The organism is Blastococcus sp. HT6-30 (assembly GCF_039729015.1).
Classification (GTDB): Bacteria; Actinomycetota; Actinomycetes; order Mycobacteriales; family Geodermatophilaceae; genus Blastococcus.
In genome coordinates this window covers 400,338-424,813 of sequence record NZ_CP155792.1, presented here as the reverse complement: position 1 = coordinate 424,813, position 24,476 = coordinate 400,338, and the positions used below count along the sequence as shown (strand labels likewise).

Here is a 24,476-nt window from a genome sequence, read left to right as displayed (position 1 = left end):
TCGCCGCCGCCCTCATGGCGCTGCCGGGGCGGGCCGACCCGCTCACCAGCTCCTACGCTGGTGGGCGTGCCTCCCGAACTGTCGCCCGCGCGCCTGCACGTGGTCACCGGCAAGGGAGGAACGGGCAAGACCACCGTCGCCGCCGCCCTGGCCCTGGCCCTGGCCGCCGACGGGCGCTCGGTGCTCCTGGTGGAGACCGAGGGTCGACAGGGCGTCGCCCAGCTGTTCGACACCCCACCGCTGCCCTACGAGGAGCGCCGGGTCGCCGTCGCGCGCGGCGGTGGCGAGGTGAAGGCCCTGGCCATCGACGTCGAGGAGGCGCTCCTCGACTACCTCGACATGTTCTACAACCTCCGGCGCGCCGGCCGGGCGCTGCGGAAGATGGGCGCGATCGACTTCGCCACGGCGATCGCGCCGGGCCTCCGCGACGTGCTGATCACCGGGAAGATCAAGGAGGCGGTGACCCGCCGCCGCGACGGCCGGCACGTCTACGACGCCGTGGTCGTCGACGCCCCGCCCACCGGGCGCATCACCCGGTTCCTCGGCGTCACCGGCGAGATGTCGCAGCTGGCCCGGTCGGGCCCGATCAAGACCCAGAGCGACGGCGTCATGGCGGTGCTGCGCTCCCCCCAGACGGTGGTCCATCTGGTGACCATCCTGGAGGACATGCCGGTGCAGGAGACGGCCGACGCCATCGCCGAGCTGCAGACCGCCGGGCTGCCGATCGGCTCGGTCGTCGTGAACATGGCCGCCGAGCCGGTGCTGCCGGCCGGGGCGCTCGCCCGGGCCGCCGCCGGCCAGCTGACCGGCGCGGACCTCGCCCCCGCGCTCACGACGGCGCAGCTCCCGGGCGGCCCCGAGCTCGCCGACGCCCTGGCCGCCGAGGTGGTGGAGCACGCCCGCCGCTGGGCCTCGCAGGACGCGCTGCGTGACCAGGTGACCGCCCTGGACCGCCCCACGGTCGAGCTGCCGCTGCTGCCCGGTCCCGTGGACCTCGGCTGCCTGTTCGAGCTGGCCGGCCGGCTCGAGGAGCACCTGCGCACGGACGGTGGGCGGGCGGAGCGCACGGCGGCTGCGACCGGGGGCGTCGCCTGATGGCCGCCGACACCACCACCGAGCCGCGCAGCCGGGCGCCGCGACAGGCACCGGCGATGGACCTCGACGCCCTGATCGCCGACCGGGAGACCCGCATCGTCGTCTGCTGCGGCGCCGGCGGGGTCGGGAAGACGACGACGTCGGCGGCTCTCGCGCTCGCCGCGGCCCGGGCCGGGCGGACGGTCGTCGTGCTGACGATCGACCCTGCCCGGCGGCTCGCGCAGTCCCTCGGCCTCGTCGAGCTGGACAACGAGCCGCGGCGGGTCGACGTCCCGGGGGCACCGGGCGAGCTGCACGCGATGATGCTGGACATGAAGCGGACGTTCGACGACATCGTCACCGCTCACTCCACGCCCGACCGGGCGCAGGCGATCCTGGACAACCCCTTCTACCAGGCGCTCTCCTCGTCCTTCTCCGGCACGCAGGAGTACATGGCGATGGAGAAGCTGGGCCAGCTGCGGGCCAGCGACCAGTGGGACCTGATCATCGTCGACACGCCACCGTCGCGATCGGCGCTGGACTTCCTCGACGCCCCCAACCGCATGGGCCGGTTCCTCGACGGCACGATGATCCGGCTGCTCACGGCGCCCAGCCGGGCCGGCTTCAAGTTCGCCAGCGCGGGTTTCCTGCTGTTCAGCCGCATCGTCAGCAAGATCCTGGGCGGCCAGCTGCTCCGGGACATCTCCGCGTTCGTCGCCGCGCTGGACACCATGTTCGGCGGCTTCCGCGAACGGGCGACGGCGACCTACGAGCTGCTGCGCCGTCCGGGCACCTGGTTCGTGGTCGTCGCCGCCCCCGAGCCGGACGCGCTGCGCGAGGCGTCCTACTTCGTCGACCGGCTCTCCGCCGAGGGCATGCCGCTGGCCGGGCTGGTCGTCAACCGCACCCACCCCCCGGCGACGACCTCGCTGTCGGCCACCCGTGCGGACGCCGCGGCCGAGACCGTCGCCGAGGCCGGCGGCGACGCAGCCGTGCTGGCGGCGGCGGCGCTGCGGGTGCACGCCGAGCGCATGCAGCTGGCCGCGCGGGAGCAGCACCTGGCCGACCGGTTCACCAGCGCCCACCCCGACGTCGCGGTGCGCACGGTCCCGGCGGCCGCCGGGGACGTCCACGACCTGGCGGGGCTGGAGGTCATGGCCGAGGCGCTGACCGGCGCGGACGGCGACACGCCGACGGGCACGCCGAGGACGCGGGTCCTGCCCGCGCGCCGCGGCTGAGCGCAGCCCCCCCACGCCCCCGCGCGACGTACCCTGGCCGCGATGTCGGAGAACGCGCGCGTCCGGACCCGTCTGCTCGCCAAGCTCGCCGCGACGATCGTCGTCGCCGGCGCGCTCGTGGCCGGACTCATGCTGCCCTGGATCGGCGGCCCGGGCCTCGCGGCACGCAACTCCGTGTCGCTGCTCGACGCGCTCCCGGTGGAGCTCACCGACAAGACGCCCGCGGGCGTCACCCGGGTGCTGGCCGCCGACGGCTCGCTGATCACGAACTTCTACGAGCACAACCGCATCCCGGTCACCTCCGACCAGATCTCCGACGTCATGAAGCAGGCCCTCGTCGACATCGAGGACTCCCGCTTCTACGACCACAACGGCCTCGACGTGCAGGGCACGATGCGCGCCCTGGTGAAGAACGTCGCCGCCGGCTCGGTGCAGGAGGGCGGCTCGACGCTCACCCAGCAGCTGGTGAAGCAGACCCTCCTCCAGACGGCCACCACGCCCGAGGACCGGGCCGCCGCCGACGCGCAGACCGTCGGCCGCAAGCTGCGGGAGGCCCGGCTGGCCCTCGCCCTGGAGGACACCTACTCCAAGGACGAGATCCTCACCCGGTACCTGAACCTCGTGTACTTCGGGCAGGGCGCCTACGGCATCCAGGCCGCGGCCCAGCGCTACTTCAGCGTCGACGCCGCCGACCTCACCCTCCCGCAGGCGGCCATGCTCGCCGGGCTGGTGCAGAGCCCGTTCTACGACGAGCCGATCAACAACCCGGAGAACGCCCAGATCCGACGCAACCAGGTGCTGCAGCGCATGCACGACCTGGGCCACATCAGCGAGCAGCAACTGGCCGAGATCACGCCGACCCCGGTGGAGGTCGCGCCGGGTCAGGCGCCCCCGAACGGCTGCATCGACGCGGCCATCGGCGGCTTCCTGTGCGCCTACGCCCACCAGTACCTCATCGGGACCCTCGGCCTGACCCGGGACGAGCTGGACAACGGCGGGCTCACGATCCAGACCACGCTGCGCCCCGACATGCAGATCGCCGGCGACCAGGCCGTGCTCGAGGCCCAGCCGATGGGCAGCAGCCTCGTCGCCCTGTACACGGCGGTCGAGCCGGGTACCGGCGAGGTGCTGGCCATGAGCGCGAACCGGCGCTACGGCTGCAGCGAGCCCGAGTGCGAGTCGGTCGTCCTCAACGCGACCGCCAGCGCCGGGGCCGGCTCCACCTACAAGACGTTCGTCGCCGCCGCCGCCCTGGCCCAGGGGTACGGCAAGGACTACACGCTCACCTCGGCGGAGCCCTACCTCTCGCGGGTCTACAAGGACTGGGACCCCGATCGGGGCGTCCCGAAGCCCTACGACGTGGAGAACGTCGGCACCAACTACCCGCGGACGATGACGCTGGAGCAGGCGCTCTACGCGTCGTCGAACACCTACTTCCTGCACCTCCAGGACGAGCTGGGCAGCATCGAGGCGCCGGTCCGCACGGCACAGGCCATGGGCATGACCTTCGACGGCCCCAACCAGACCCCGGCCGACCAGATCGTCTCCGAGAACCGTGGCTCGTTCGCCTTCGGCACCGACGCCACCAGCCCGCTCGACCTGGCCACCGCGTACGCCACGCTGGCGGCCAACGGCACCCGGTGCACGCCGGTCCCGGTGGTCGCGGTGCTCGACCGCAACGGCGAGCCGCTCACCCGTGACGGGGAGCCGGTCGTACCCGAGGGCGGCAACTGCACCCCGGAGGCGATCCCGGCCGGCGTGGCCACCACGATGAACCAGATCCTGCGCAAGGACGTCGAGCCGGGCTACTCGCTGCAGACCGGCTCCCGGGCGTACGTGCCCGGGCACCAGATCGCCGGCAAGACCGGGACGTCGCAGGACAACCAGTCGGTCGCCTTCGTCGGCTACACGCCGCGGTACGCCGCGAGCGTCATGGTCTTCAACCCGAAGGAGCAGGAGCGCGTCCCCGGGTACGGCGGCGGGCTGGGCGCGACCGCCTGGCGCACCGCCATGGCCCCGATCCTCAACGCCGAGGAGGCCGTCTCCTTCCCGCCCGCCGACCCGGTCGTCGAGGAGGGAACGCGGCCCTCGCCGCGCTCGGGCGGCTACACCGCCGATCGGACCCGCAGCAGCGCGGACCGTTCCCAGCGCACCGCCCCGGCCACCAGCTCGCCCGCGACCGAGCCCGTGGACGAGCCCGTGGACGAGCCCGTGGACGAGACCGAGCCTGCGACCGACGACGAGGCGGACACCGAGGCCGCCGTCGACGTGGCCGAAGGGGCCGACGCCGGCGCGGACCCCGAGGCCGGCGAGGACGACTAGCACGTCACCCGGGACGGCGGCCGAGGTCGCCGTCCCCGGTCAGCCGAGCTGGCGGCGGACCTCCGCGGCCACGCGTGCGCCCTCGGCCCGCCCGGCGACGGCGCCCTGCACCGCACCCATGACCTTGCCCATGTCCTTCATCCCCGAGGCGCCGGTGCGGGTGACGGCGTCGGCGACGAGCGCCGCCAGGTCGGAGTCGTCGAGCTGGGCCGGCAGGTAGGCGGCGAGGACCTCGCCCTCGGCCTGCTCGCGGGCGGCCTGCTCGGTCCGCCCGGCCGAGCCGAAGGCCTCGGCGGCCTCCCGCCGCTTCTTGGCCTCCCGGCGCAGCACCGCCTGCACCTCGTCGTCGGTGAGCTCGCGCGCCTCCTTGCCCGACACCTCCTCCGCGCTGACGGCGGCGAGCACCATGCGCAGCGTGGCGGTGCGCAGCTCGTCGCGGGCCTTCATGGCCGCGGTCAGGTCGGCGCGCAGCTGTTCCTTGAGGTCGGGCACTGGTCCAGCCTCGCACGACGCCGTCCCGGCCCGCGCCCGTAGGCTTTCGCGGGTGCGCTGGTACACCGCCGTCCCCACCGCCGCCGCGGCCGCCGCTGTGGCGGGAACCGCCTACGCGAGCCTCTACGAACGCACCCGCTGGACGCTGCGCCGCTTCGACGTCCCGGTGCTGGCGCCCGGCTCCACGCCGCTGACCATCCTGCAGCTGTCGGACCTGCACATGACCGCCGGGCAGTGGAGCAAGCAGGAGTGGATCGCCGGACTGGCCGCGCTCGAACCCGACCTGGTGATCAACACCGGGGACAACCTCGCGGGCTTCGACGCCGTGGCGCCCACCCTGCGCGCCCAGGACCGGCTGATGGACCGGCCCGGCGCCTTCGTACTGGCCAGCAACGACTACTTCGCGCCCCGGCCGAAGAACCCTCTCAAGTACTTCAAGCGCGACCACAAGCGGGTCCACGGCGACGAGCTGCCGTGGCGTGACCTGCGCGACGGGATGCGCGACCGGGGCTGGCTGGACCTGACCAACGACCGCGGGGGGCTGACCGTCGGCGGCCGGCGGATCGTGTTCGCCGGCGTCGACGACTCGCACCTGGAGCGGGACCGCTACGACCTCGTCGCCGGCCCGGCGGACCCCACCGCGGACGTGCGGATCGGGCTGGCGCACTCCCCCGAGCCGCGGGTGCTCGACCGGTTCGCCGCGGACGGCTACGACCTGCTGCTCTGCGGGCACACGCACGGCGGGCAGCTGCGGGTGCCGTTCTACGGGGCGCTGGTGACCAACTGCGGGATCGACCGCGACCGGGTGCGCTGGCTGCACCGCTGGTCGCCGCCCACGCCCGCGCGCCCGGCCGGCACCTGGCTGCACGTGTCGGCCGGCCTGGGCACCAGCCCGTACGCCCCGGTGCGGTTCGCCTGCCCACCGGAGGCGACGCTGCTGACCCTCACCGCACGCCCCGCCTGAAGGGAGGACACCCTCCTCCTCGTCCCTCGCAGGCTCGGGTGGAGCCTCGGAAGGGGGCCGCGACCCGCCGCCGAGCGGTCCGGCGTCTAGCGCTAGACTCGTCGACGCACCTCGGGGTGTGGCGCAGCTTGGTAGCGCGCGTCGTTCGGGACGACGAGGCCGCAGGTTCAAATCCTGTCACCCCGACCCTCAGCTCAGGGGCCGCCGAAAGGCGGCCCCTGAGTCGTTCCGGACACCCTCCGGTTGGACTCCACCCCCGGCGGGCACCGGACGCCGCGATGACCGAATGGCTGCTCCTCCTCGCCGCCGTCCTGCTGACGGCGCTCACCGGCTTCTTCGTCGCAGCCGAGTTCTCCCTCACCACCGTCGATCGCGGCCGCGCCGAGGACGCCGCCGCCGCCGGCGACCGTCGCGGGCGCGGCGTCGTCCGCGCGCTGCGGACGCTGTCCACCCAGCTGTCGGCCGCCCAGCTGGGCATCACGATCACCACGCTGCTGGTCGGCTACCTGGCCGAGCCCGCGATCGGCCAGCTGCTCCGCGGCCCCCTGGAGGCCGTGGGCCTCACCGGCGGGTCGACCACCGCGGTGTCGGTGGGCCTGGCCATCGCGCTGGCGACCACCCTGCAGATGCTGCTGGGCGAACTGGGGCCCAAGAACCTGGCCATCGCCAACCCGCTGGCCGTGGCCGGCTTCGTCGCCCCGGGGATGCGCGCGTTCACCCGGGTCACCGGACCCGTCGTCAACGCGCTGCAGCGGCTGTCGAACGCGATCGTCCGGCGGCTGGGCTTCGAACCGCGGGAGGAGCTGGAGACCGCCCGGGACGCCGACGAGCTCGCCTCCGTCGCCCGGCGCTCGGCGGAGGAAGGTGACCTCTCCCCCGTCGCGGCGCGGCTGCTGCAGCGCTCGCTCCAGCTCGGCGGCAAGTACGCCACCGACGTCATGACCCCGCGGACGCAGCTGTGGACCCTGCGGGCCAGCGCCACGGCCGCCGACGTCGTCGCCGCCGCCGTGCACTCGGGCAACTCGCGCTTCCCCGTGTACGGCTCCGATCTGGACGAGGTCACCGGCGTGGTGCACGTGAAGCACGCCGTCGCGCTGCCGGAGGCGGAGCGGGCCCACCGCACGGTCGGCGAGCTCGCCGTCCCGGTGCTCGCCGTCCCGTCGTCGATGCACCTCGAGCGGCTGCTGGACCTGCTGCGCGACCAGGGCCTCCAGCTGGCGGTCGTGGTCGACGAGTGGGGCGCCACGCACGGTGTGGTGACGTTGGAGGACATCGTGGAGGAGCTCGTCGGCGAGATCACCGACGAGACCGATCGGCCGCTGCGGACGCTGCGCCGCGTCGACGACGGCACCTGGCTGCTCTCGGGCCTGCTGCGCCCCGACGAGGTGCTCGACCGCACCGGGATCGCCGTACCGGAGGGTCGGTACGAGACCCTGGCCGGCTTCCTGACCGAGCAGCTGCAGCGGATGCCCGAGGAGGGTGACTGCGTGACCCTGGACGGCGTCCGGCTGCGGGTGGAGACCCTGGAAGGACGCCGGGTGGCGCGGGTCAGGGCCGAGCGGCTGGCCGGGCCGGCCGACCCGCCGGGGACCGACGCCGGCGGCGCCACGGCGTCCCGCGTCCGCGCGGAGGTGCCGGCATGACCGTCGTCAGCCTGCTGGTCCTGGTCGCCCTGCTGCTGGGCAACGCCTTCTTCGTGGCCGCCGAGTTCGCGCTGGTCTCCACCCGTGCCGACCAGATCGAGCCCCGGGCCGAGGCCGGCTCGGCCCGCGCGGTCAAGACCCTCGCCGCGATGCGGAACGTGTCGCAGATGATGGCCGGCGCCCAGCTCGGCATCACCCTGTGCTCGCTGGGGCTGGGCGCCGTCGGGGAGCCCGCGGTGGCGCACCTGATCGAGGTCCCACTGGAGGCCGCCGGCCTGCCGGAGGGCCTGCTGCACCCGATCGCGCTGGTCATCGCGCTGGCGCTGATCACCGTGCTGCACATCGTCGTCGGCGAGATGGTGCCCAAGAACATCACCATCGCCGGGCCCGACCGGGCCGCGCTGGTGCTGGGACCTCCGCTGGCGGTCATGGTCCGGCTGCTCGAGCCGTTCATCTGGTTCTTCAACACGATCGCCAACGCATTCGTCCGGCTGTTCGGCGTCGAGCCCACCGACGAGGTGTCCGCCAGTTTCGACGCCGCGCAGATCCGCTCGATGGTCAACCAGTCCCAGCAGGAGGGGCACCTCGGCGCCGGGATGGGCGAGCTGGCCGCCGGCGCGCTCACCTTCGAGCACAACGACCTGTCGACGGTGGTCCTGCCGCTGGACCGGCTGGTCACCGTGCCCCGCAGCACAACCCCGCGGGAGCTGGAGGCCGTCGTCGCCCAGCACGGGTACAGCCGGTACCCGGTGCGCGGGGCCGACGGCGACCTGGCCGGGTTCGTGCACGTGAAGGACGTGCTCGACGTGCCGGCCGGGCGCCGCGACGAGCCGATGCCCGACCGCGACGTGCGGCCCTTCGTGGAGCTGCGGGCCGACGAGCCGCTGCCGGAGGTGCTGGCCGCCATGCGGAAGGCCGGTGCCCACCTCGGCCGGGTGGTCGAGGACGGCCGCACCAGCGGCATCGTGGCCCTGGAGGACGTGCTGGAGCAGCTGATCGGCGATGTCCGCGACGCCGCCGCCGAGCGACGCCGCGTCGAGGAGCAGCAGGCGGCCGCGCCCGACGGGGCCGCCCCCGTGGCCGGCGCGGGCGCCGGGGGAAGATGACCCGGTGACCTCCGAGCCCAGCACCGTCCCCGCCCTCTCCCCCGAGGTCACCGCCCGCTGGCAGGCCCGGTTCCGCGCTCCGCGGGTCTCCCTGCCGGACTGGGCGGAGGAGGCCCCGGACCGGAACCTCTACTCCTCCGATCTCAGCGGCGTGGTCGAGCAGTACGCGTGGGACCGCGGGACCGGGACCCACCGCCAGGTGACCGACCGGCCCAACGGGACGCTCATCGCCACCCTCAGCCCCGACGGCGGGACCATCTGGTGGTTCGCCGACGACGACGGCGACGAGTTCGGCGTGTGGATGACCCAGCCGTTCGAGGGCGGAGAGGACACCGTCGCAGTTCCCGAGGTGGGCCCGGCCTACCCGGCGGGACTGGAGATCGGGCGGTCGCTGGTCGCTCTCGGCCGCAGCACCGACGACGGCAGCGAGCTCTGGCTGGCGCCCTCCGGCGGCACGCCGCGGGTGGTCTACCGGCACCCCGACCCGGCCTCGGTGGACGCGCTCACCCGCGACGACGAGCTGCTGGTCGTCTCGCACTCCGAGCACGGCGACCCGCGCTACCCGGCGCTGCGCGTGCTGCGGACGGCTGTGACGACGGAGGAGGCACCTGCCGTGGTCGCCGAGAAGTGGGACGGCGAGGGCCGCGGGCTGCACGCCCTGGAGTTCGCGCCGCTGCCCGGCGACCGGCGGCTGCTGGTCGGCCACGAGCGGCGCGGCCGCGAGGAGCTGCTGCTCTGGGACGTCGTCGCCGGCACCGAGACCGAGATCGTGCTCGACCTGCCCGGTGACGTGACCGCCGGCTGGTACCCCGACGGCTCGGCGCTGCTGGTCGGGCACGACCACGCCGCCCGCAGCGAGCTCTACCGCTACGACCTCGCCTCCGGTGCCCTGACGAAGCTGGAGACACCGCCGGGCGTCGTCCGCGGGGCCACCGCCCGCCCCGACGGCACCGTGGAGCTGGCCTGGTCGAACTCCGAGCGGCCGCCGGTGATCCGCCGGGCCGACGGGCCGGTCGTGCTGACGGTGAGCGACGAGGAGCCGCCCGCCGCCTATCCGGTGGAGGACCGCTGGGTCCCCGGTCCTGGCGGCGACGTGCACGCGCTGCTCGTCCGGCCGGCGGGCGCGGCGCCGTACGCGACGGCGTTCCTGGTGCACGGCGGGCCCGAGGCCGCCGACGACGACTCCTACCGCGCCCGCCGCGCCGCCTACGTCGACGCCGGGTACGCGGTCGTGCACGTCAACTACCGGGGGTCCACCGGCTACGGCTCCACGTGGCGCGACGCGCTCACCGGGCGCCCGGGGCTCACCGAACTGGAGGACATCGGCGCGGTCTACGACGCGCTGGTCGCCGAGGGCGTCGTCGACCCGCAGCGGGTGCTGCTGACCGGCGGGTCGTGGGGCGGCTTCCTCACGCTCCTGGGCCTGGGCACCCAGCCGGAGCGCTGGGCGGCGGGCATCGCCGAGGTCCCGGTGGCCGACTACCTGGCCGCCTACGAGGACGAGATGGAGGGCCTGCGGGCTTACGACCGCGCGCTGTTCGGCGGGTCACCCGATGAGGTCCGCGACGTGTACGTGCGCTCCTCGCCGCTGACCTACGTCGACGCCGTGGCCGCGCCGGTGCTCGTCGTGGCCGGCGCGAACGACCCGCGCTGCCCGATCCGGCAGATCGACAACTACCTGGGCCGGCTCGAGGAGCTGGGCAAGGAGCACGAGGTCTACCGCTTCGACGCCGGGCACGGCTCGCTGGTCATCGAGGAGACGATCCGCCAGGTGGAGGTCGCGCTGGACTTCGCGCTGCGGCACGTGCGGCCCTACTAGCGGTCCCGCCGGCCGGCGACGCGGGGACGGCGGGGCTCCAGCAGCGCCCGGCGGGCGCTCTCCGCCCGCCGGCGCACCGCCCGCCGGATCGCTCCCCGGCCCCCGTACGGGTCGTCCGGCGAGAACGCCGACCACACGAGGTGGGCGTCCGGCGGCTCGGGCGCCTGGTCGTCGGCGCCCGCCCGCTCGTGCAGCGCGGCCAGCACCCGCTCGGCGAGGTCGTCGTCGTCGAGCAGGACGGCGAGGTCCTGCGGGTCGCGCCGCTCCGCGGTCAGGGCCTCGGCCAGCCGGCCGAACATCCCGGCCCCGAACGCGTGCACCACCGCGTCGGTGACCACCGCGTGGGCGGCGTCGACCCGGACGCCGGCCTCCAGCGCGAGCTCCAGCTCCACCCAGCCCAGCAGCAGGTACCGGTCGGGGCGGGGGCGTCCGCGCTCGACCGCCAGGTCGCGGTCCGGCCGGTCGTCGTCGCGCGTCACCGCGCCATCCTGCCGGGATGCACCCCATGACCTCGTCCCAGGGCCCCGCCCTGAGCTCGCGAGGGGCGGGGAGGGACGAGGTCCTCCGTCACCGGCCGCGGGCGGCGATGAGCTCGGCGATCTGGACGGTGTTCAGCGCGGCGCCCTTGCGCAGGTTGTCGTTGCTGACGAACAGCGCGAGGCCGCGACGGTCGTCGACCCCCGGGTCCTGCCGGATGCGCCCGACGTAGCTCGGGTCGCGGCCGGCGGCCAGCAGCGGGTTCGGGACGTCGGCGAGCTCCACCCCGGGCGCCGTGGACAGCAGCTCGGTGGCGCGCTCGACCGTCAGCGGCCGGGCGAACTCGACGTTGAGCGAGAGCGAGTGCCCGGTGAAGACGGGCACGCGCACGCACGTGCCCGAGACTCGCAGCTCGGGGATGTCCAGGATCTTGCGGCTCTCGTTGCGGAGCTTCTGCTCCTCGTCGGTCTCGAACGTGCCGTCGTCGACGACCGAGCCGGCCATCGGCAGCACGTTGAACGCGATCGGCGCCACGTACTTCACCGGGTCGGGGAAGGCCACGGCCGACCCGTCGTGGGTCAGCTCGGCGGCCTTGTCGACGACCGCCTTCACCTGGCCGTCGAGCTCGTCGACGCCGGCGACCCCGCTGCCGGACACCGCCTGGTAGGTGCTGGCGACGATGCGCACCAGCTGCGCCTCGTCGTGCAGCGGCCGGAGCACCGGCATCGCCGCCATGGTCGTGCAGTTCGGGTTGGCGATGATGCCCTTGCGGATGTCGGCCAGCGCGTGCGGGTTGACCTCGCTGACGATCAGCGGGACGTCCGGGTCGCGCCGGAACGCCGAGCTGTTGTCGATGACGGTGACGCCGGCCGCGGCGAACCGGGGCGCCTGCGCGCGGGAGGTCGTCGCCCCCGCGGAGAAGATCGCGATGTCCAGGCCGGTGGGGTCGGCGGTGGCGGCGTCCTCGACCGTGATCTCGCCGCCGGCCCACGGCAGCGTGGAGCCGGCCGAGCGGGCGGAGGCGAAGAAGCGCAGCTCGGCGAGGGGGAAGTTCCGCTCGGCCAGCAGGTCGCGGACGACGCGGCCGACCTGGCCGGTGGCCCCGACGATGCCGACGCGCAGACCGTCGCTGGTGAAGGTGCTCATCGTCCGGTCCCTCCGTAGACGACCGCCTCGACGTCGGAGCCGAGGTCGAACGCGTCGTGCACCGCGCGGACGGCGATGTCCACGTCGGTGTCGCGGCAGACCACGGAGATGCGGATCTCCGAGGTGCTGATCAGCTCCAGGTTCACGCCGGCGTCGGCGAGCGCGCCGAAGAACTTCGCGGACACGCCCGGGTGCGACCGCATGCCGGCGCCGACCAGGCTGACCTTGCCGATGTGCTGGTCGAAGCTGACGTCGGTGTAGCCGACGGTGTGCTTGACCCGCTCCAGCGCCGCCAGCGCGGTGGGGCCGTCGCTCTTGGGCAGCGTGAAGGAGATGTCGGCGAGCTTGCTGGCCTCGGCCGACACGTTCTGGACGATCATGTCGATGTTGACCTCGGCGTCGGCGAGCACGCGGAACAGCTGCGCGGCCTCACCCGGCCGGTCGGGTACCCCGAAGACGGTGATCTTGCCTTCGGAGCGGTCGTGCGCGACGCCCGTGATGATCGCCTGTTCCACCGGGAGGTCCTCCATCGAACCGGCCACGACCGTGCCGGGGAGCTGTGAGTAGGAGCTGCGGACGTGCACGGGGATCCCGTAGCGGCGGGCGTACTCGACGCAGCGGAGCATGAGCACCTTCGCGCCGGACGCCGCCAGCTCGAGCATCTCCTCGTAGGTGACGGTCTCGAGCCGCTTGGCGTTGGGGACGATGCGCGGGTCGGCGGTGAAGACGCCGTCGACGTCGGTGTAGATCTCGCAGACGTCGGCGCCCAGCGCGGCCGCCACCGCGACGGCGGTGGTGTCGGAGCCACCCCGGCCGAGCGTGGTGATGTCCTTGGTGTCCTGGCTGACGCCCTGGAAGCCGGCCACGATGACGACCGAGCCCTCGTTGAGGGCGTCGCGCAGCCGGCCCGGGGTGACGTCGATGATCCGCGCCCTGCCGTGGCTGGACGTGGTGATGACGCCGGCCTGGGAACCGGTGAACGAGCGGGCCTCGTAGCCGTGCTCGGAGATCGCGATCGCCAGCAGCGCCATGGAGATCCGCTCACCGGCCGTGAGCAGCATGTCGAGCTCGCGCCCGGGCGGGTCGTCGGTGATCTGGCTGGCCAGGTCGAGCAGCTCGTCGGTGGTGTCGCCCATCGCGGAGACGACCACGACGACGTCGTCGCCGTTCTTCTTGGCGGCGACGATCCGCTCGGCGACACGCTTCATGTGCTCTGCGGAGGCGACGGAGGAGCCGCCGTACTTCTGGACGACGAGGGCCACGGGTACACAGGCTACCGACGTCGTGCGGGTGACCGGCGCTTGCGTCCACGCGGCGGTCCGGATGTGATCACCCGGTGGACGACCCGAGCCACTGGCTGCTGACCGCGCAGGAGCGCGGCAACCCCGGCACACCGCTTCCGGCCTGGACCGACGGCAACCGGGTGGTGCCGCTCGTCCACGGGGTCGCGTACTTCGAGCGGCTGGTGGAGGTCGTGGAAGGGCTGGGCGAGGGGGACCGTCTGTGGTTCACCGACTGGCGAGGTGATCCCGACCAGCGGCTGCGCCCGGACGGGCCGACCGTCAACGAGCTCTTCAGCGCCGCGGCGCATCGCGGGGTCGACGTCCGCGGCCTGGTGTGGCGCTCGCACACCGACTGGCTCGCCTACAGCAAGGAGCAGAACCGGGCGCTGGACCGGGAGATCGAGGAGGACGGCGGCCGGGTGGTCCTCGACCAGCGCGTGCGCCGGGTGGGCAGCCACCACCAGAAGATCGTGCTGATCCGCTGCCCCACCGACCCGTCGCGGGACGTCGCCTTCGCCGGCGGGATCGACCTGTGCCACAGCCGCCGCGACGACGCAGACCACGGCGGCGACCCGCAGCCGGTGGACATGGCCTCGGCGTACGGGCCGACCCCGCCCTGGCACGACGTGCAGGCCGAGATCCGCGGGCCCGCCGTCGCCGTCCTGGACACCGCGTTCCGCGAGCGGTGGGACGACCCGACCAGCCCCGTCCGGGGCAATCCGATCGCGTACGTCATCGACCGGTTCCGCCGGGCCCGGCTCGATCCCTCGCCGCTGCCGGCGGAACTCCCACCACCCCCGCCCTGCGGGCCGCACCTGGTCCAGACGCTGCGGACCTACCCCAAGATCCTTCCCCGCTACGACTTCGCCCCCGAGGGCGAGCGCTCGATCGCCCGCGGCTACAGCAAGGCGGTCAAGAGGGCCCGGCGGCTGATCTACCTGGAGGACCAGTACCTGTGGTCCTCCGAGGTCGCCCAGCTGTTCGCCGACGCGCTGACCGACGACCCCGACCTGCACCTGGTCGTCGTCGTCCCGCGCATCCCCGACCAGGAGGGGGCGTTCAACGCGACACCGCAGTACGTCGGCCGCCGGCAGGCGATCGATCTGTGCCTCCGCGCGGGCGGGGAGGAGCGGGTGCACGTCTTCGACGTCGAGAACCACGCCGGCACCCCGGTCTACGTGCACGCGAAGGTTTGCGTCGTCGACGACGTCTGGGCCAGCATCGGCAGCGACAACTTCAACCGGCGCTCCTGGACCCACGACAGCGAGCTGTCCACCGCGGTCCTCGACACCACCCGGGACCCCCGCGAGCCCCTGGACCCGGCCGGAACCGGTGACTGCGCCCGGACCTTCGCCCGCGACCTGCGGTTGGAGCTCGCCCGCGAGCACCTCGACCTGCCGCAGGACGGCAGCGAGGACGACCTGCTGGTCGATCCCGAGCGGTTCGTGGCGACCCTCGATGCCCGGGCCGCCGCCCTGGACGAGTGGCACGCGAACGGCCGGCGCGGCGCCCGTCCACCGGGACGGATCCGGCCGCACCGGCCGGAGACGCTGTCCTGGCTGACCCGGCTGTGGGCCACCCCGGTCTACCGGCTGCTGGTCGACCCCGACGGCCGCCCGGTGCGGCTGCGCCTGCGCAAGGCCTTCTGATCGCGCCGCTGCCCACCGGCACGTCCCTCCCCGCGCAGTCGGTCTCTGCTTCCCCTCGTGAGCAGAGACCGACTGCCGCGGGATCTTCCACCGCCGGGTGGGCGAGCGTCGTCCACAGGCCCGCGATCGAACCACCGCCGAGCGCCCGACCAGCGTGATGATCGACGCCGTGCCGGAGCTCTTCGACCTCTGCGGTGCGCTGCGCCGCATCCGGCGGCTGGCCGACATGTCGCAGCGGGAGCTGGCGGAGGCGGCCGGCCTGAGCGCCTCCGCCGTGGCGCACGGCGAGGCCGGCACCCGCGACCTGCCCGTCACGGCGCTGGCCCGCGCCGCGGGCCTCGCCGGCCTGCGGATCGCCCTGCTCGACGGCAACGGCGACGAGGTGCCCGGCATGGACCCCGACGCGGTGCGGGACCGGGCCGGACGCCGGTTCCCGGCCCACCTGGACACGATGCTCAGCGAGGAGCGTGCGTCCCGGTGGGAGCACCGGCCGCGCCTGCAGCAGCCGACGTACACGTTCGACCGGCGGCTGCCGTGGGAGGACGCCGAGCGCCGCGCCCGGGAGCGGCCCGACGACCACCTGCGCCCGCAGCCCGGGGACTCCCCCGGGGAACGCGCGGCGGTCCGGAAGGCGGCGCGCCGGCAGCGGGACGCGGAGCATCGGCAGCGGCGGTTCCTCGCCGGCGAGCTGGCGGTTCCCCCCGACCCGTTCACCTGCTCGTGCCCGCCGACCTGCGACGAGCTGGACGACCGCAGCGGCCGGCCGGTGCACACCGACGACTGCCCGTGTCGCTGCGACGTGGGCTGACCCGCTGCTACCGTGGGCGGCGTGCGCGGCAGCCTCCTGCTTACCCGCCGCGGCGAGGCCCTCTCCTAGGTCGGCTTCCTCGCCGCGGGGTTCAGGCGTTCCCGACGCCCGCTGACCGTCCCCGGAGCCGTGCGCACTCCGCGCACGAGCAGCCCGCACCAGGAGCCTCCCCATGAGCGACACCCACCCGCACGCGCGCAATCCCCAGCGGCCCTCCGGGATGCCGGCGCACCGCTACGCGCCGTTCGCCCCCGTGGTGCTGGCCGACCGCACCTGGCCCGACACGGTCACCACCGCAGCCCCGCGCTGGTGCGCGGTCGACCTGCGCGACGGCAACCAGGCGCTGATCGACCCGATGACGCCCGACCGCAAGCGGCGCATGTTCGACCTGCTCGTCCGCATGGGCTACAAGGAGATCGAGGTCGGCTTCCCGGCGGCCAGCCAGACCGACTACGACTTCGTCCGCCAGCTGATCGAGGACGACCTGGTCCCCGGCGACGTGACGATCCAGGTGCTGACCCAGGCCCGCGACGAGCTGATCGAGCGCACCTTCGAGTCCCTGCGCGGCGCCAAGCAGGCGATCGTGCACCTCTACAACTCGACGTCGACCCTGCAGCGGCGGGTCGTGTTCGGATCCGACCGCGCGGGGATCGTCGACATCGCCGTCCACGGCGCCCAGCTGGTGCGCAAGCTGGCCGAGCAGATGCCCGAGACCGACATCCGGTTCGAGTACTCCCCCGAGTCGTTCACCGGCACCGAGCTCGACTTCGCCGTCGAGATCTGCAACGCCGTCACCGACGTCTGGGAGCCCACCCCCGACCGGCCGACGATCCTCAACCTGCCGGCGACCGTCGAGATGGCCGAGCCGACCGTCTACGCCGACCAGATCGAGTGGATGCACCGCAACCTGGGCCGGCGCGACTCCGTCGTGCTGAGCCTGCACCCGCACAACGACCGGGGCACCGCCGTCGCCGCCGCCGAGCTGGGCTACCGGGCCGGCGCCGACCGCATCGAGGGCTGCCTGTTCGGCAACGGCGAGCGCACCGGCAACGTGGACCTGGTGACCCTCGGCCTGAACCTGTTCAGCCAGGGCATCGACCCGCAGATCGACTTCTCCGACATCGACGAGATCCGCCGCACCGTCGAGTACTGCAACCAGCTCGGTGTGCACGAACGGCACCCGTACGGCGGCGACCTGGTCTACACCGCCTTCTCCGGCTCCCACCAGGACGCGATCAACAAGGGCTTCAAGGCCCTGGAGGCCGATGCCCAGGCCGCCGGCGTCCCCGTCGAGCAGCAGGCGTGGGCCGTTCCCTACCTGCCGATCGACCCCAAGGACGTCGGGCGCAGCTACGAGGCCGTGATCCGGGTGAACAGCCAGTCCGGCAAGGGCGGCGTCGCCTACATCATGAAGACCGAGAACCACCTCGACCTGCCACGGCGGCTGCAGATCGAGTTCAGCGCGGTCATCCAGCGGCACACCGACGACGAGGGCGGCGAGGTCACCGCCCAGCAGATGTGGACCGCGTTCACCAACGAGTACCTGCCGGACCCGGCCGCACCGTGGGGCCGTTTTTCCCTGTCCGGCCACCGGCACACCGCGCACGGCGACCAGCTCGACGAGATGGTCGTGGAGCTGGTCGACTCCGGCGTACCGGTGACGGTCGAGGGCCGCGGCAACGGCCCGATCGCCGCGTTCGTGGACGCGCTCAAGACCGTCGACGTCGACGTCCGCGTCCTCGACTACGCCGAGCACGCGATGGACCCGGGCCACGCGAGCGTCAGTGCCGCCGCCTACGTCGAGTGCGCCGTCGGCGACCGGGTGCTGTGGGGCGTGGGCATCGACCCCAACATCGTCACCGCCTCCCTGCACGCCGTCGTCTCCGCGGTGAACCGGGCGCAGCGCTGACGACGCACCGCCGCGGAGGGCGGGGTCAGCCGGGCTGCTCCCGGTCGGCCTCGTCCTCCCGGCGGCTCTTCGCCAGCGCCCGGCCCGGTTCCTCCGGCGGCGCATCGGCGGGCTCGTCCCCCCGGTAGACGCTGTCGCGCGCCTCGCCGCCGCTCAGATCGTCCACCAGCAGCAGGTCCCGCCGGATGTGCCGTCGCCGGTAGGCCACCCGGCTGATCATGTGCGCGCTCACCGGCGCGGTGAGCATCTGGAACGCCGCGACGAGCAGCAGCATCCAGGTCGTCGACCAGCCCTGCAGCCGGATCGCGCCCCCGAGCATGATCAGCAGGAAACCCAGCACCTGCGGCTTGGTGCCGGCGTGCATCCGGGTCAGGACGTCGGGGAACCGCAGCAGGCCCAGGCCCGCGGTGAGGCACAGCAACGACCCGACGAGCAGCAGGACGACGGCCACGACGTCGCCGGCGGTGGAGATGTCGTTCACCGCGGCACCTCCCCCGCCGGCCGGTCCGCCGGCTCGTCCGGCCGCGAGCCCAGCATCATGCCGCCGATGTAGCGCGCCACCGACACGGACCCCACGAATGCCAGCAGGGACACCACGACCAGCACGGGGACCACGGTCGGGTCCCGCTCCAGCGCCGCGTGCACGGCCAGGCCCGCCGCGATGATGACCAGCAGCGTGTCGGTGGCCACCACCCGGTCCAGCAGCGACGGGCCGCGGGCGAGCCGGACCAGCGCGAGCAGCGCCCCGCCGCCGAGCAACCCGTAGGCCAGCCAGGAGACGACGGTCACGGCGTCCGCCTCCCCGGGGCCTCGGCCCGCTCACCCGGCGACAGGCCGAGCGCGGCGATCTCGCCAGCGGACCCGAACGCCCGCACCACCCGCTCCTCCTGGGCCAGGACCGACTCCCGCTGGCGCAGCACGTCTCGCTCGTCCGCCACGTGCAGGACGTGCACCGCCAGGGTCCGCCGCTCACGGTCCATGTCGATCACCATCGACCCCGGCACCAGGGTGAGCGACTCGGCCAGGATCGTCAGCAACAGGTCCGAGTCGGTGCGCAGCTGCACCCGGATGATGGCGCTGCGGCCGATCCCGCTCGGCCGGACGGTCTGCCAGGCGACCTCCGCCCCCGAGGTCACGAGGTCGACGAGGAAGTACCCGAGGAAGCGCAGCAGGGCCAGCGGACGCACCTGGGTGCCGCCCACGACCGGCGGCAGCGGGAGCAGCACGGTCACCAGCAGGGCGACGACGACCCCGCCGAGCAGGTTGGCCCACGACCACGTGCCCCACAGGAAGTTCCAGACGAGCACCAGCCAGACCAGCAGCGGCAACTGGTGCCGCAGCTGGTGGGCGACGCCCGACGGCTCATCGGTCACGGCGCCTCCTCCACCCCGATGACGGCCCCGACGTAGGGATCCCGGTCGCGGAGGTCCTCGGCCGCGCGCTCGGCGACGCCGTAGAGCGGCCCGGCGATCGCGGTGAGCCCGACGGTCACCACCACCATCGCCGTCGTCGCCCCCACCATCACGCGCGGCAGCGGCCGTCCGGAGGCCAGCCCGTCCTCCGGATCCCCGCCGAACCCGTCGGTGGGCGGGGTGGCGGCGGTCGCCACGGCGGTGTGCCGCGCCCAGGCCGCACGCCGGGCCGCCGTCCGCCGGGGAGTGCCGGTCAGCAGGGACGCCCCGTCGTCGGTCGCCGCGGCCTCCTTCTCGCCGGCGGGCTGGTGCTCGTCGGCGGGACCGGGCAGCGGCGCGGGGCCGAGCTCCGGCCCGGCGTCGGCGGCGGCCGCGGCGTCGGTGTCCGCCGCCGGAGACTGGGCCGGCGGCCTCCAGAAAGCCCGGGTCCAGACCCGGGAGACGGCCAGCAGGGTGAGCAGGCTGGCCACCACGCCCGCCCCGACCACGACGACCGGCAGCCCGCCGCCGTCGGCGACCCCTGCCTGGAGCAGCCCCAGCTTGCCGATGAACCCGGAGAACGGCGGGATGCCGGCCAGGTTCATCGCGGGCACGAAGAAGAGCACCGCCAGCAGCGGGGACGCGGTGGCCAGCCCGCCGAGGCGGTCGACGGACGTCGACCCGCCCTGCCGTTCGACCAGCCCGGCGACGAGGAAGAGGGTGGTCTGGATGGCGATGTGGTGGACGACGTAGAAGATCGCGCCGGCCAGCCCCGCCTCGGAGGCCAGGGAGATCCCGAAGATCATGTAGCCGATGTGGCTGACCAGCGTGAACGACAGGATCCGCCGGATGTCGGTCTGCGCCACCGCGCCCAGGATGCCGATCAGCATCGTGGCCAGCGCCGCCCACATCAGCACCCGGTCCAGCCCGCCGCCGGGGAACAGCAACGTCTGGGTGCGGATGATCGCGTAGACGCCGACCTTGGTGAGCAGCCCGGCGAACACCGCCGTCACCGGCGCAGGGGCCGTCGGGTAGCTGTCGGGCAGCCAGGCCGACAGCGGGAACACCGCCGCCTTGATCGCGAAGGCGATCAGCAGCATCGACTGCAGCAGCAGCTGGGTGCCTTCCGGGAGCGCCGCCAGCCGACCGGCCAACTGGGCCATGTTCACCGTGCCGGTCGAGGCGTAGACCAGCGCGATCGCCGCCAGGAACAGCAGCGAGCTGAGCAGGCTGACCACGATGTACGTGATCCCGGCGCGGATGCGCGCGGCCGAGCCGCCGAGGGTCAGCAGCACGTAGCTGGCGGTCAGCAGGATCTCGAAGCCGACGTAGAGGTTGAACAGGTCGCCGGCCAGGAAGGCGTTGGCGACGCCGGCGATGAGCACGAGGAACGTCGGGTGGAAGATCGAGATCGGCGTCTCCTCGTCGCCGTCGGCCGCGCCCTGCCCCACGGCGAAGAACAGCACCCCCAGCGCCACCGTCGCCGCCACCACGAGCATCAGCGCCGACAGCCGGTCGACGACCAGCACGATGCCCAGCGGGACCGGCCAGCCGCCCAGCGAGACCGCCACCGCCCCTTCGGCGTCGGCCAGCACCAGGAGCGCCACGGAGACGGCGAGCACCGAGCTCAGCACCAGCGCGCTCAGCGTCCGCTGCACGTGCGGGTGCCGCCCACCGACCAGCAGCGCGGCCGCCGCACCGAGCAGCGGCAGCAGGACGGGGAGCGGGGCGAGGACGCCGGTCACCGCTTCCTCCGCCGGGTCGGGGGCAGGTCGACGTCGTCGGAGGGGATCCCGGCGAAGTCCTGCTCGAGCCGCGCCACGACCTCCTGGTCGCTCACCCCGGTGTCGGCGTGCGCGGCCGACCGGTCCTCGGGCGCGAGGTCGTCGGGGTCGATCTCGTCGGCGTCGGTGCCCGACCGGCTGGCCACCCGCCGGTCCTCCTCGTCCACCTGCACGACCTCCTGCCGGACCAGCCGCCAGGACCGGTAGATGACCGCGAGCACGAACGAGGCGATGCCGAAGGTGATGACGATGGCGGTGAGGATCAGCGCCTGCGGCAGGGGATCGCTCATCTCCGCCGGCTCGGCGTACCCGACGATCGGCGCGAGGCCGGACGGGCCGCCGGTGGACAGCAGCAGCAGGTTGGTCGCGTTGCCCAGGAGGAGGAAGCCGAGCAGCACGCGGGTCAGGCTGCGGTCGAGCAGCAGGTAGACCCCGGCGGCGTACAGCGCGCCGATGACCAGCGGCAGGACGACGGTCGGCGTCATCGGGCGATCACCTCACCGGGGGTGGCGTCGATCGGGTCGTGCTCGTCGGCCTGGCGGTCGAGCTCGGCGCCCAGGCTGCGCAGGATGTCGAGGACCAGCCCGACCACGATGAGGTAGACCCCGACGTCGAAGAACAGCGAGGTCACCAGCTTCACGTCGCCCAGCACGGGGAGCGCGGTCTCCAGGATCGCCGTCTCCAGGACCTCCGCGCCGAGCAGCAGCCCGGTGACGCCGGTCCCGCCGGCCAGCAGCAGCCCGATCCCGAGGAGCAGCCCCGGGTCGACCGGGGCGGCCTCCCCCAGCTCGTAGCGGCCGCCGGCCAGGTACCGCAGCACGAGGGCGAGCCCGGCGACCAGGCCGCCGGCGAAGCCGCCACCGGGCTGGTTGTGCCCGCTGAAGAGCAGGAACACCGAGAAGACGACGATCGAGTGGAACAGGATCCGGGTGACCACCTCCAGCACCACCGAGCGCCGCTCGGGAGCCAGCGCGGCCGACGCCGCGAGCCAATGCCGGCGCGGGGCCCGACGGGAGCGCTTCTCCTGGCGGGCCAGGCGCACGGGGTCGAGCCGGTCGACGGTCCCGGTACGCCGGCGCAGGAACACGAGGCTGGCGATCCCGGTCGCCGCGACGACCAGCAGGGAGATCTCGCCGAGGGTGTCCCACGCCCGGATGTCGACCAGCGTCACGTTGACGACGTTCTGCCCGCCGCCGAGCTCGTAGGCCGCCTCCGGGTAGGCGACGGAGACCGGCTCGGCGGTGCGGGCCCCCAGCGCGACCGCCCCGGCTCCGGCCATCACCAGGCCGACGGCGACGGCGACGGCGGCACGCACGGCGCGCTCGCGAGGACGGTGCCGCTCGGTGATGTCCTTGGGCAGCTTGCGCAGGACCAGCACGAACACCACCAGCGTGAGCGTCTCGACCAGGAACTGGGTGAGCGCCAGGTCGGGGGCGCCCTGCAGGGCGAACAGCACCGCGAGGCCGTAGCCGGAGACGCCCACGACGAGCACCGCCGACAGCCGCTGGCGGATGCGCACGGCCAGCACCGCCGCGATGACGACGACCGCCCCGACGAGGGCCTGGATCGGGGTGTCCCAGGCCCGCCACTCCCCCGGCCACGGGGCCCGGAACAGCAGCACGGAGCCGGGCAGCGCCAGCACGACGACCAGGATCGTCCCGAGGTAGGCCGGCAACGAGCCGCGCTGCGTCGTCCCGGTCACGAGGACGGCGAGGCGGTCGAGCGCCTGCATGGTGTTCCAGTAGCCCTCGTCGGCAGAAGCTCCCACGGCCAGCCGCCGCTGCAGCCGGAACACCCGCCGCCGGGCGGCGAACAGCGCGGCGCCCCCGAGCAGGGTGAGCGCCGACAGACCCAGCGCGGGCTGGACGCCGTGCCAGAGCGCCAGCTTCTCGGCCTCGGGGGCGATCAACGGCAGGCGGTCGGCGTAGCCAGCGACCAGCGGCTCGAGCAGGGGGCTGGCCGGTCCGGCGACCAGCCCGGTGAGGGCCAGGACCGTCGGCGCGGCGAGGAACAGCGGGCCGGGGGGGTGGGCCAGCTCGGCCGGCTCGGTGGGCGGGAGGCCGCCCTTGCGGGCGAACGCGCCCCAGAGGAAGCGGGCCGTGTAGCCGGCGGTGAACGCCGAACCGACGACCAGGCCGGTCAGCACGAGCACGGCGGCGGTGCGGTCGGGCAGCCCGCCCGCCCAGAGCGCGGTGAACGCCGCCTCCTTGCCGACGAAGCCGAGCAACGGCGGCAGGCCCGCCATGGAGGCGCCGGCCAGGCCGCCGACGACCGCCAGCACCGGCAGCCGGCGGCCGAGACCGGAGAGCCGGCGCAGGTCGCGGACGCCTGTGGCGTGGTCGATGACGCCGACGGTCAGGAACAGGGTGGACTTGAACAGCGCGTGCGCCAGCGTCATGGCCAGCCCGGCGGCGGCCAGCTCCCGGCTGCCCGCGCCCACCAGGACCATGAGGAAGCCCAGCTGGCTGACCGTGCCGAAGGCGAGCAGCAGCTTCAGGTCGTTCTGCCGCAGCGCCCGGTAGCCGCCGACGAGCATGGTCGCCACGCCCAGCCCGAGCACCACCGGCCGCCAGCCCGGCACGTCGGCGAAGCCGGGGGCGAACCGGGCGACGAGGTAGATGCCGGCCTTCACCATCGCCGCGGCGTGCAGGTACGCGCTGACCGGCGTCGGCGCCTCCATGGCGGCGGGCAGCCAGAAGTGGAACGGGATCATCGCCGACTTCGTGACCGCCCCGGCGAGCACGAGCATCGTCCCGGCGACCAGGAACGGCCCGCTGCCGGGATCGGCGACGACCTCCGACAGCAGGTAGCTGCCGCTGGCCCCGCCGACCATGATCAGCCCGACCAGCATGGCCAGGCCGCCGGCGGTGGTCAGGATCAGCGCCTGGCTCGCCGCGCGCCGGGCGGCGAGCTTGGTGCCCGAGCCGCCGATGAGCAGGAACGAGAAGACGGTCGTGAGCTCCCAGAACACGTAGAGCAGGAACAGGTCGTCGGCGAGGACCAGGCCCAGCATGGAGCCGGCGAAGGCGGTGAGGTGACCGGCGAAGCGGCCGGCCCGCTCGTCGTCGGGCTCGAAGTACCGCGAGCAGTAGAGCAGCACGAGGGTGCCGACCCCGGTGACGAGCAGCGCGAACAGCAGCGCGAGTGCGTCCATCCGCAGGGCGACGACCAGGTCGAGCGCCGGCACCCACGGCACGGTCTCGGTGACCTCGCCGCCTCCGGTCACGCCGGGCAGCCGGGTCAGCACCCATCCGAAGCCTGCCGCCGGCACGAGCGCGAGCACGAGGAACGCCTGCCGCCCCCACCAGCGCACGAGCACGGGCGCCAGCACCGCGGCCAGCGCGTGGAGGAGCAGGGCAGCGAGCACGGGT

The 24,476-nt window shown here is 73.9% G+C and carries 20 protein-coding genes and 1 tRNA gene; 11 read left to right on the top strand and 10 right to left on the bottom strand.

The genetic code is table 11. From position 1 onward, the window contains the following. Nucleotides 1-66 precede the first annotated feature (66 nt). The 3 genes from ABC795_RS01905 to ABC795_RS01895 are packed head-to-tail and all read left to right on the top strand — an operon-like array spanning nucleotide 67 to nucleotide 4,634. A complete protein-coding gene (locus ABC795_RS01905) occupies nucleotides 67-1,095 on the top strand; it encodes an ArsA-related P-loop ATPase (RefSeq protein WP_347059148.1) in 1,029 nt (342 codons plus the stop codon). Beyond that, a complete protein-coding gene (locus tag ABC795_RS01900; RefSeq protein WP_347059147.1) occupies nucleotides 1,095-2,312 on the top strand; it encodes an ArsA family ATPase in 1,218 nt (405 codons plus the stop codon). The genes ABC795_RS01905 and ABC795_RS01900 overlap by 1 nt, the downstream gene beginning before the upstream one ends. 42 nt (nucleotides 2,313-2,354) lie before the next feature. Further along, nucleotides 2,355-4,634 (top strand): transglycosylase domain-containing protein, encoded by a 2,280-nt coding sequence (locus ABC795_RS01895; RefSeq protein ID WP_347059146.1) that lies wholly within the window; start codon nucleotides 2,355-2,357, stop codon nucleotides 4,632-4,634. A gap of 39 nt (nucleotides 4,635-4,673) precedes the next feature. On the opposite strand, the gene ABC795_RS01890 is transcribed toward ABC795_RS01895, so the two are convergent. Continuing rightward, nucleotides 4,674-5,126, bottom strand: a complete 453-nt coding sequence (locus ABC795_RS01890) for a GatB/YqeY domain-containing protein (RefSeq protein WP_347059145.1) — start codon at nucleotides 5,124-5,126, stop codon at nucleotides 4,674-4,676. A 52-nt stretch (nucleotides 5,127-5,178) separates the two neighbouring features. On the opposite strand from ABC795_RS01890, the gene ABC795_RS01885 reads away from it, so the two are divergent. From ABC795_RS01885 to ABC795_RS01865, 5 genes are all read left to right on the top strand, one after another. Beyond that, entirely contained in the window at nucleotides 5,179-6,090 is a 912-nt protein-coding gene (locus tag ABC795_RS01885; RefSeq protein ID WP_347059144.1) for a metallophosphoesterase, read from the top strand. 112 nt (nucleotides 6,091-6,202) lie between these two features. Next, a tRNA-Pro gene (locus ABC795_RS01880) sits at nucleotides 6,203-6,276 on the top strand. Nucleotides 6,277-6,368: 92 nt separating this feature from the next. Continuing rightward, complete coding sequence (locus tag ABC795_RS01875; protein WP_347059143.1) at nucleotides 6,369-7,733, top strand: hemolysin family protein; 1,365 nt, start codon at nucleotides 6,369-6,371, stop codon at nucleotides 7,731-7,733. Continuing rightward, entirely contained in the window at nucleotides 7,730-8,839 is a 1,110-nt protein-coding gene (locus ABC795_RS01870; protein WP_347059141.1) for a hemolysin family protein, read from the top strand. The genes ABC795_RS01875 and ABC795_RS01870 overlap by 4 nt, the downstream gene beginning before the upstream one ends. 4 nt (nucleotides 8,840-8,843) lie before the next feature. Continuing rightward, complete coding sequence (locus ABC795_RS01865) at nucleotides 8,844-10,658, top strand: prolyl oligopeptidase family serine peptidase (protein ID WP_347059140.1); 1,815 nt, start codon at nucleotides 8,844-8,846, stop codon at nucleotides 10,656-10,658. On the opposite strand, the gene ABC795_RS01860 is transcribed toward ABC795_RS01865, so the two are convergent. The 3 genes from ABC795_RS01860 to ABC795_RS01850 all read right to left on the bottom strand — a co-directional run bounded on the left by ABC795_RS01860 (nucleotide 10,655) and on the right by ABC795_RS01850 (nucleotide 13,543). After that, entirely contained in the window at nucleotides 10,655-11,137 is a 483-nt protein-coding gene (locus ABC795_RS01860; RefSeq protein WP_347059139.1) for a hypothetical protein, read from the bottom strand. The genes ABC795_RS01865 and ABC795_RS01860 overlap by 4 nt on opposite strands. A gap of 88 nt (nucleotides 11,138-11,225) precedes the next feature. After that, the gene (locus ABC795_RS01855; protein WP_347059138.1) at nucleotides 11,226-12,281 is read right to left on the bottom strand and encodes an aspartate-semialdehyde dehydrogenase; all 1,056 of its coding nucleotides are present in this window, start codon (nucleotides 12,279-12,281) and stop codon (nucleotides 11,226-11,228) included. Then, the gene (locus tag ABC795_RS01850) at nucleotides 12,278-13,543 is read right to left on the bottom strand and encodes an aspartate kinase (RefSeq protein WP_347059137.1); all 1,266 of its coding nucleotides are present in this window, start codon (nucleotides 13,541-13,543) and stop codon (nucleotides 12,278-12,280) included. Before ABC795_RS01850 ends, ABC795_RS01855 begins: the two co-directional genes overlap by 4 nt. 74 nt (nucleotides 13,544-13,617) lie before the next feature. Here ABC795_RS01850 and ABC795_RS01845 point away from each other — a divergent pair, with 74 nt between their 5' ends. From ABC795_RS01845 to leuA, 3 genes are all read left to right on the top strand, one after another. Next, nucleotides 13,618-15,213: a phospholipase D-like domain-containing protein gene (locus ABC795_RS01845; RefSeq protein WP_347059136.1), complete on the top strand. Its 1,596-nt coding sequence runs from the start codon at nucleotides 13,618-13,620 to the stop codon at nucleotides 15,211-15,213. A 169-nt stretch (nucleotides 15,214-15,382) separates the two neighbouring features. Next, on the top strand, nucleotides 15,383-16,021 hold the full coding sequence (locus ABC795_RS01840; protein ID WP_347059135.1) for a helix-turn-helix transcriptional regulator: 639 nt from the start codon (nucleotides 15,383-15,385) through the stop codon (nucleotides 16,019-16,021). Nucleotides 16,022-16,241: 220 nt separating this feature from the next. Beyond that, on the top strand, nucleotides 16,242-17,930 hold the full coding sequence (leuA, locus tag ABC795_RS01835) for a 2-isopropylmalate synthase (protein WP_347060671.1): 1,689 nt from the start codon (nucleotides 16,242-16,244) through the stop codon (nucleotides 17,928-17,930). Nucleotides 17,931-17,955: 25 nt separating this feature from the next. On the opposite strand, the gene mnhG is transcribed toward leuA, so the two are convergent. Genes mnhG through ABC795_RS01805 form a run of 6 tightly spaced genes read right to left on the bottom strand, consistent with a single transcriptional unit; the run spans nucleotide 17,956 to nucleotide 24,472 of the window. Further along, nucleotides 17,956-18,411 (bottom strand): monovalent cation/H(+) antiporter subunit G, encoded by a 456-nt coding sequence (gene mnhG / locus ABC795_RS01830; RefSeq protein WP_347059134.1) that lies wholly within the window; start codon nucleotides 18,409-18,411, stop codon nucleotides 17,956-17,958. Continuing rightward, the gene (locus ABC795_RS01825) at nucleotides 18,408-18,719 is read right to left on the bottom strand and encodes a monovalent cation/H+ antiporter complex subunit F (protein ID WP_347059132.1); all 312 of its coding nucleotides are present in this window, start codon (nucleotides 18,717-18,719) and stop codon (nucleotides 18,408-18,410) included. The genes mnhG and ABC795_RS01825 overlap by 4 nt, the downstream gene beginning before the upstream one ends. Continuing rightward, a complete protein-coding gene (locus ABC795_RS01820) occupies nucleotides 18,716-19,303 on the bottom strand; it encodes a Na+/H+ antiporter subunit E (protein ID WP_347059131.1) in 588 nt (195 codons plus the stop codon). Before ABC795_RS01820 ends, ABC795_RS01825 begins: the two co-directional genes overlap by 4 nt. Beyond that, nucleotides 19,300-21,066 carry a Na+/H+ antiporter subunit D gene (locus ABC795_RS01815; RefSeq protein ID WP_347059130.1) on the bottom strand — a complete coding sequence of 589 codons (1,767 nt, stop codon included), beginning with the start codon at nucleotides 21,064-21,066 and terminating at the stop codon, nucleotides 19,300-19,302. The genes ABC795_RS01820 and ABC795_RS01815 overlap by 4 nt, the downstream gene beginning before the upstream one ends. Continuing rightward, nucleotides 21,063-21,590 carry a Na(+)/H(+) antiporter subunit C gene (locus ABC795_RS01810; protein WP_347059129.1) on the bottom strand — a complete coding sequence of 176 codons (528 nt, stop codon included), beginning with the start codon at nucleotides 21,588-21,590 and terminating at the stop codon, nucleotides 21,063-21,065. Before ABC795_RS01810 ends, ABC795_RS01815 begins: the two co-directional genes overlap by 4 nt. Continuing rightward, complete coding sequence (locus tag ABC795_RS01805) at nucleotides 21,587-24,472, bottom strand: Na+/H+ antiporter subunit A (RefSeq protein ID WP_347059128.1); 2,886 nt, start codon at nucleotides 24,470-24,472, stop codon at nucleotides 21,587-21,589. The genes ABC795_RS01810 and ABC795_RS01805 overlap by 4 nt, the downstream gene beginning before the upstream one ends. Between the last annotated feature and the right edge of the window lie 4 nt (nucleotides 24,473-24,476).

Excerpts from the sequence above, each read along its gene's own strand:
- ABC795_RS01900 (WP_347059147.1), top strand. The coding sequence starts at position 1,095 with ATGGCCGCCGACACCACCACCGAGCCGCGCAGCCGGGCGCCGCGACAG.
- ABC795_RS01895 (WP_347059146.1), top strand. The coding sequence starts at position 2,355 with ATGTCGGAGAACGCGCGCGTCCGGACCCGTCTGCTCGCCAAGCTCGCC.
- ABC795_RS01875 (WP_347059143.1), top strand. The coding sequence starts at position 6,369 with ATGACCGAATGGCTGCTCCTCCTCGCCGCCGTCCTGCTGACGGCGCTC.
- ABC795_RS01870 (WP_347059141.1), top strand. The coding sequence starts at position 7,730 with ATGACCGTCGTCAGCCTGCTGGTCCTGGTCGCCCTGCTGCTGGGCAAC.
- ABC795_RS01855 (WP_347059138.1), bottom strand. The coding sequence starts at position 12,281 with ATGAGCACCTTCACCAGCGACGGTCTGCGCGTCGGCATCGTCGGGGCC.
- leuA (WP_347060671.1), top strand. The coding sequence starts at position 16,242 with ATGCCGGCGCACCGCTACGCGCCGTTCGCCCCCGTGGTGCTGGCCGAC.
- ABC795_RS01810 (WP_347059129.1), bottom strand. The coding sequence starts at position 21,590 with ATGACGCCGACCGTCGTCCTGCCGCTGGTCATCGGCGCGCTGTACGCC.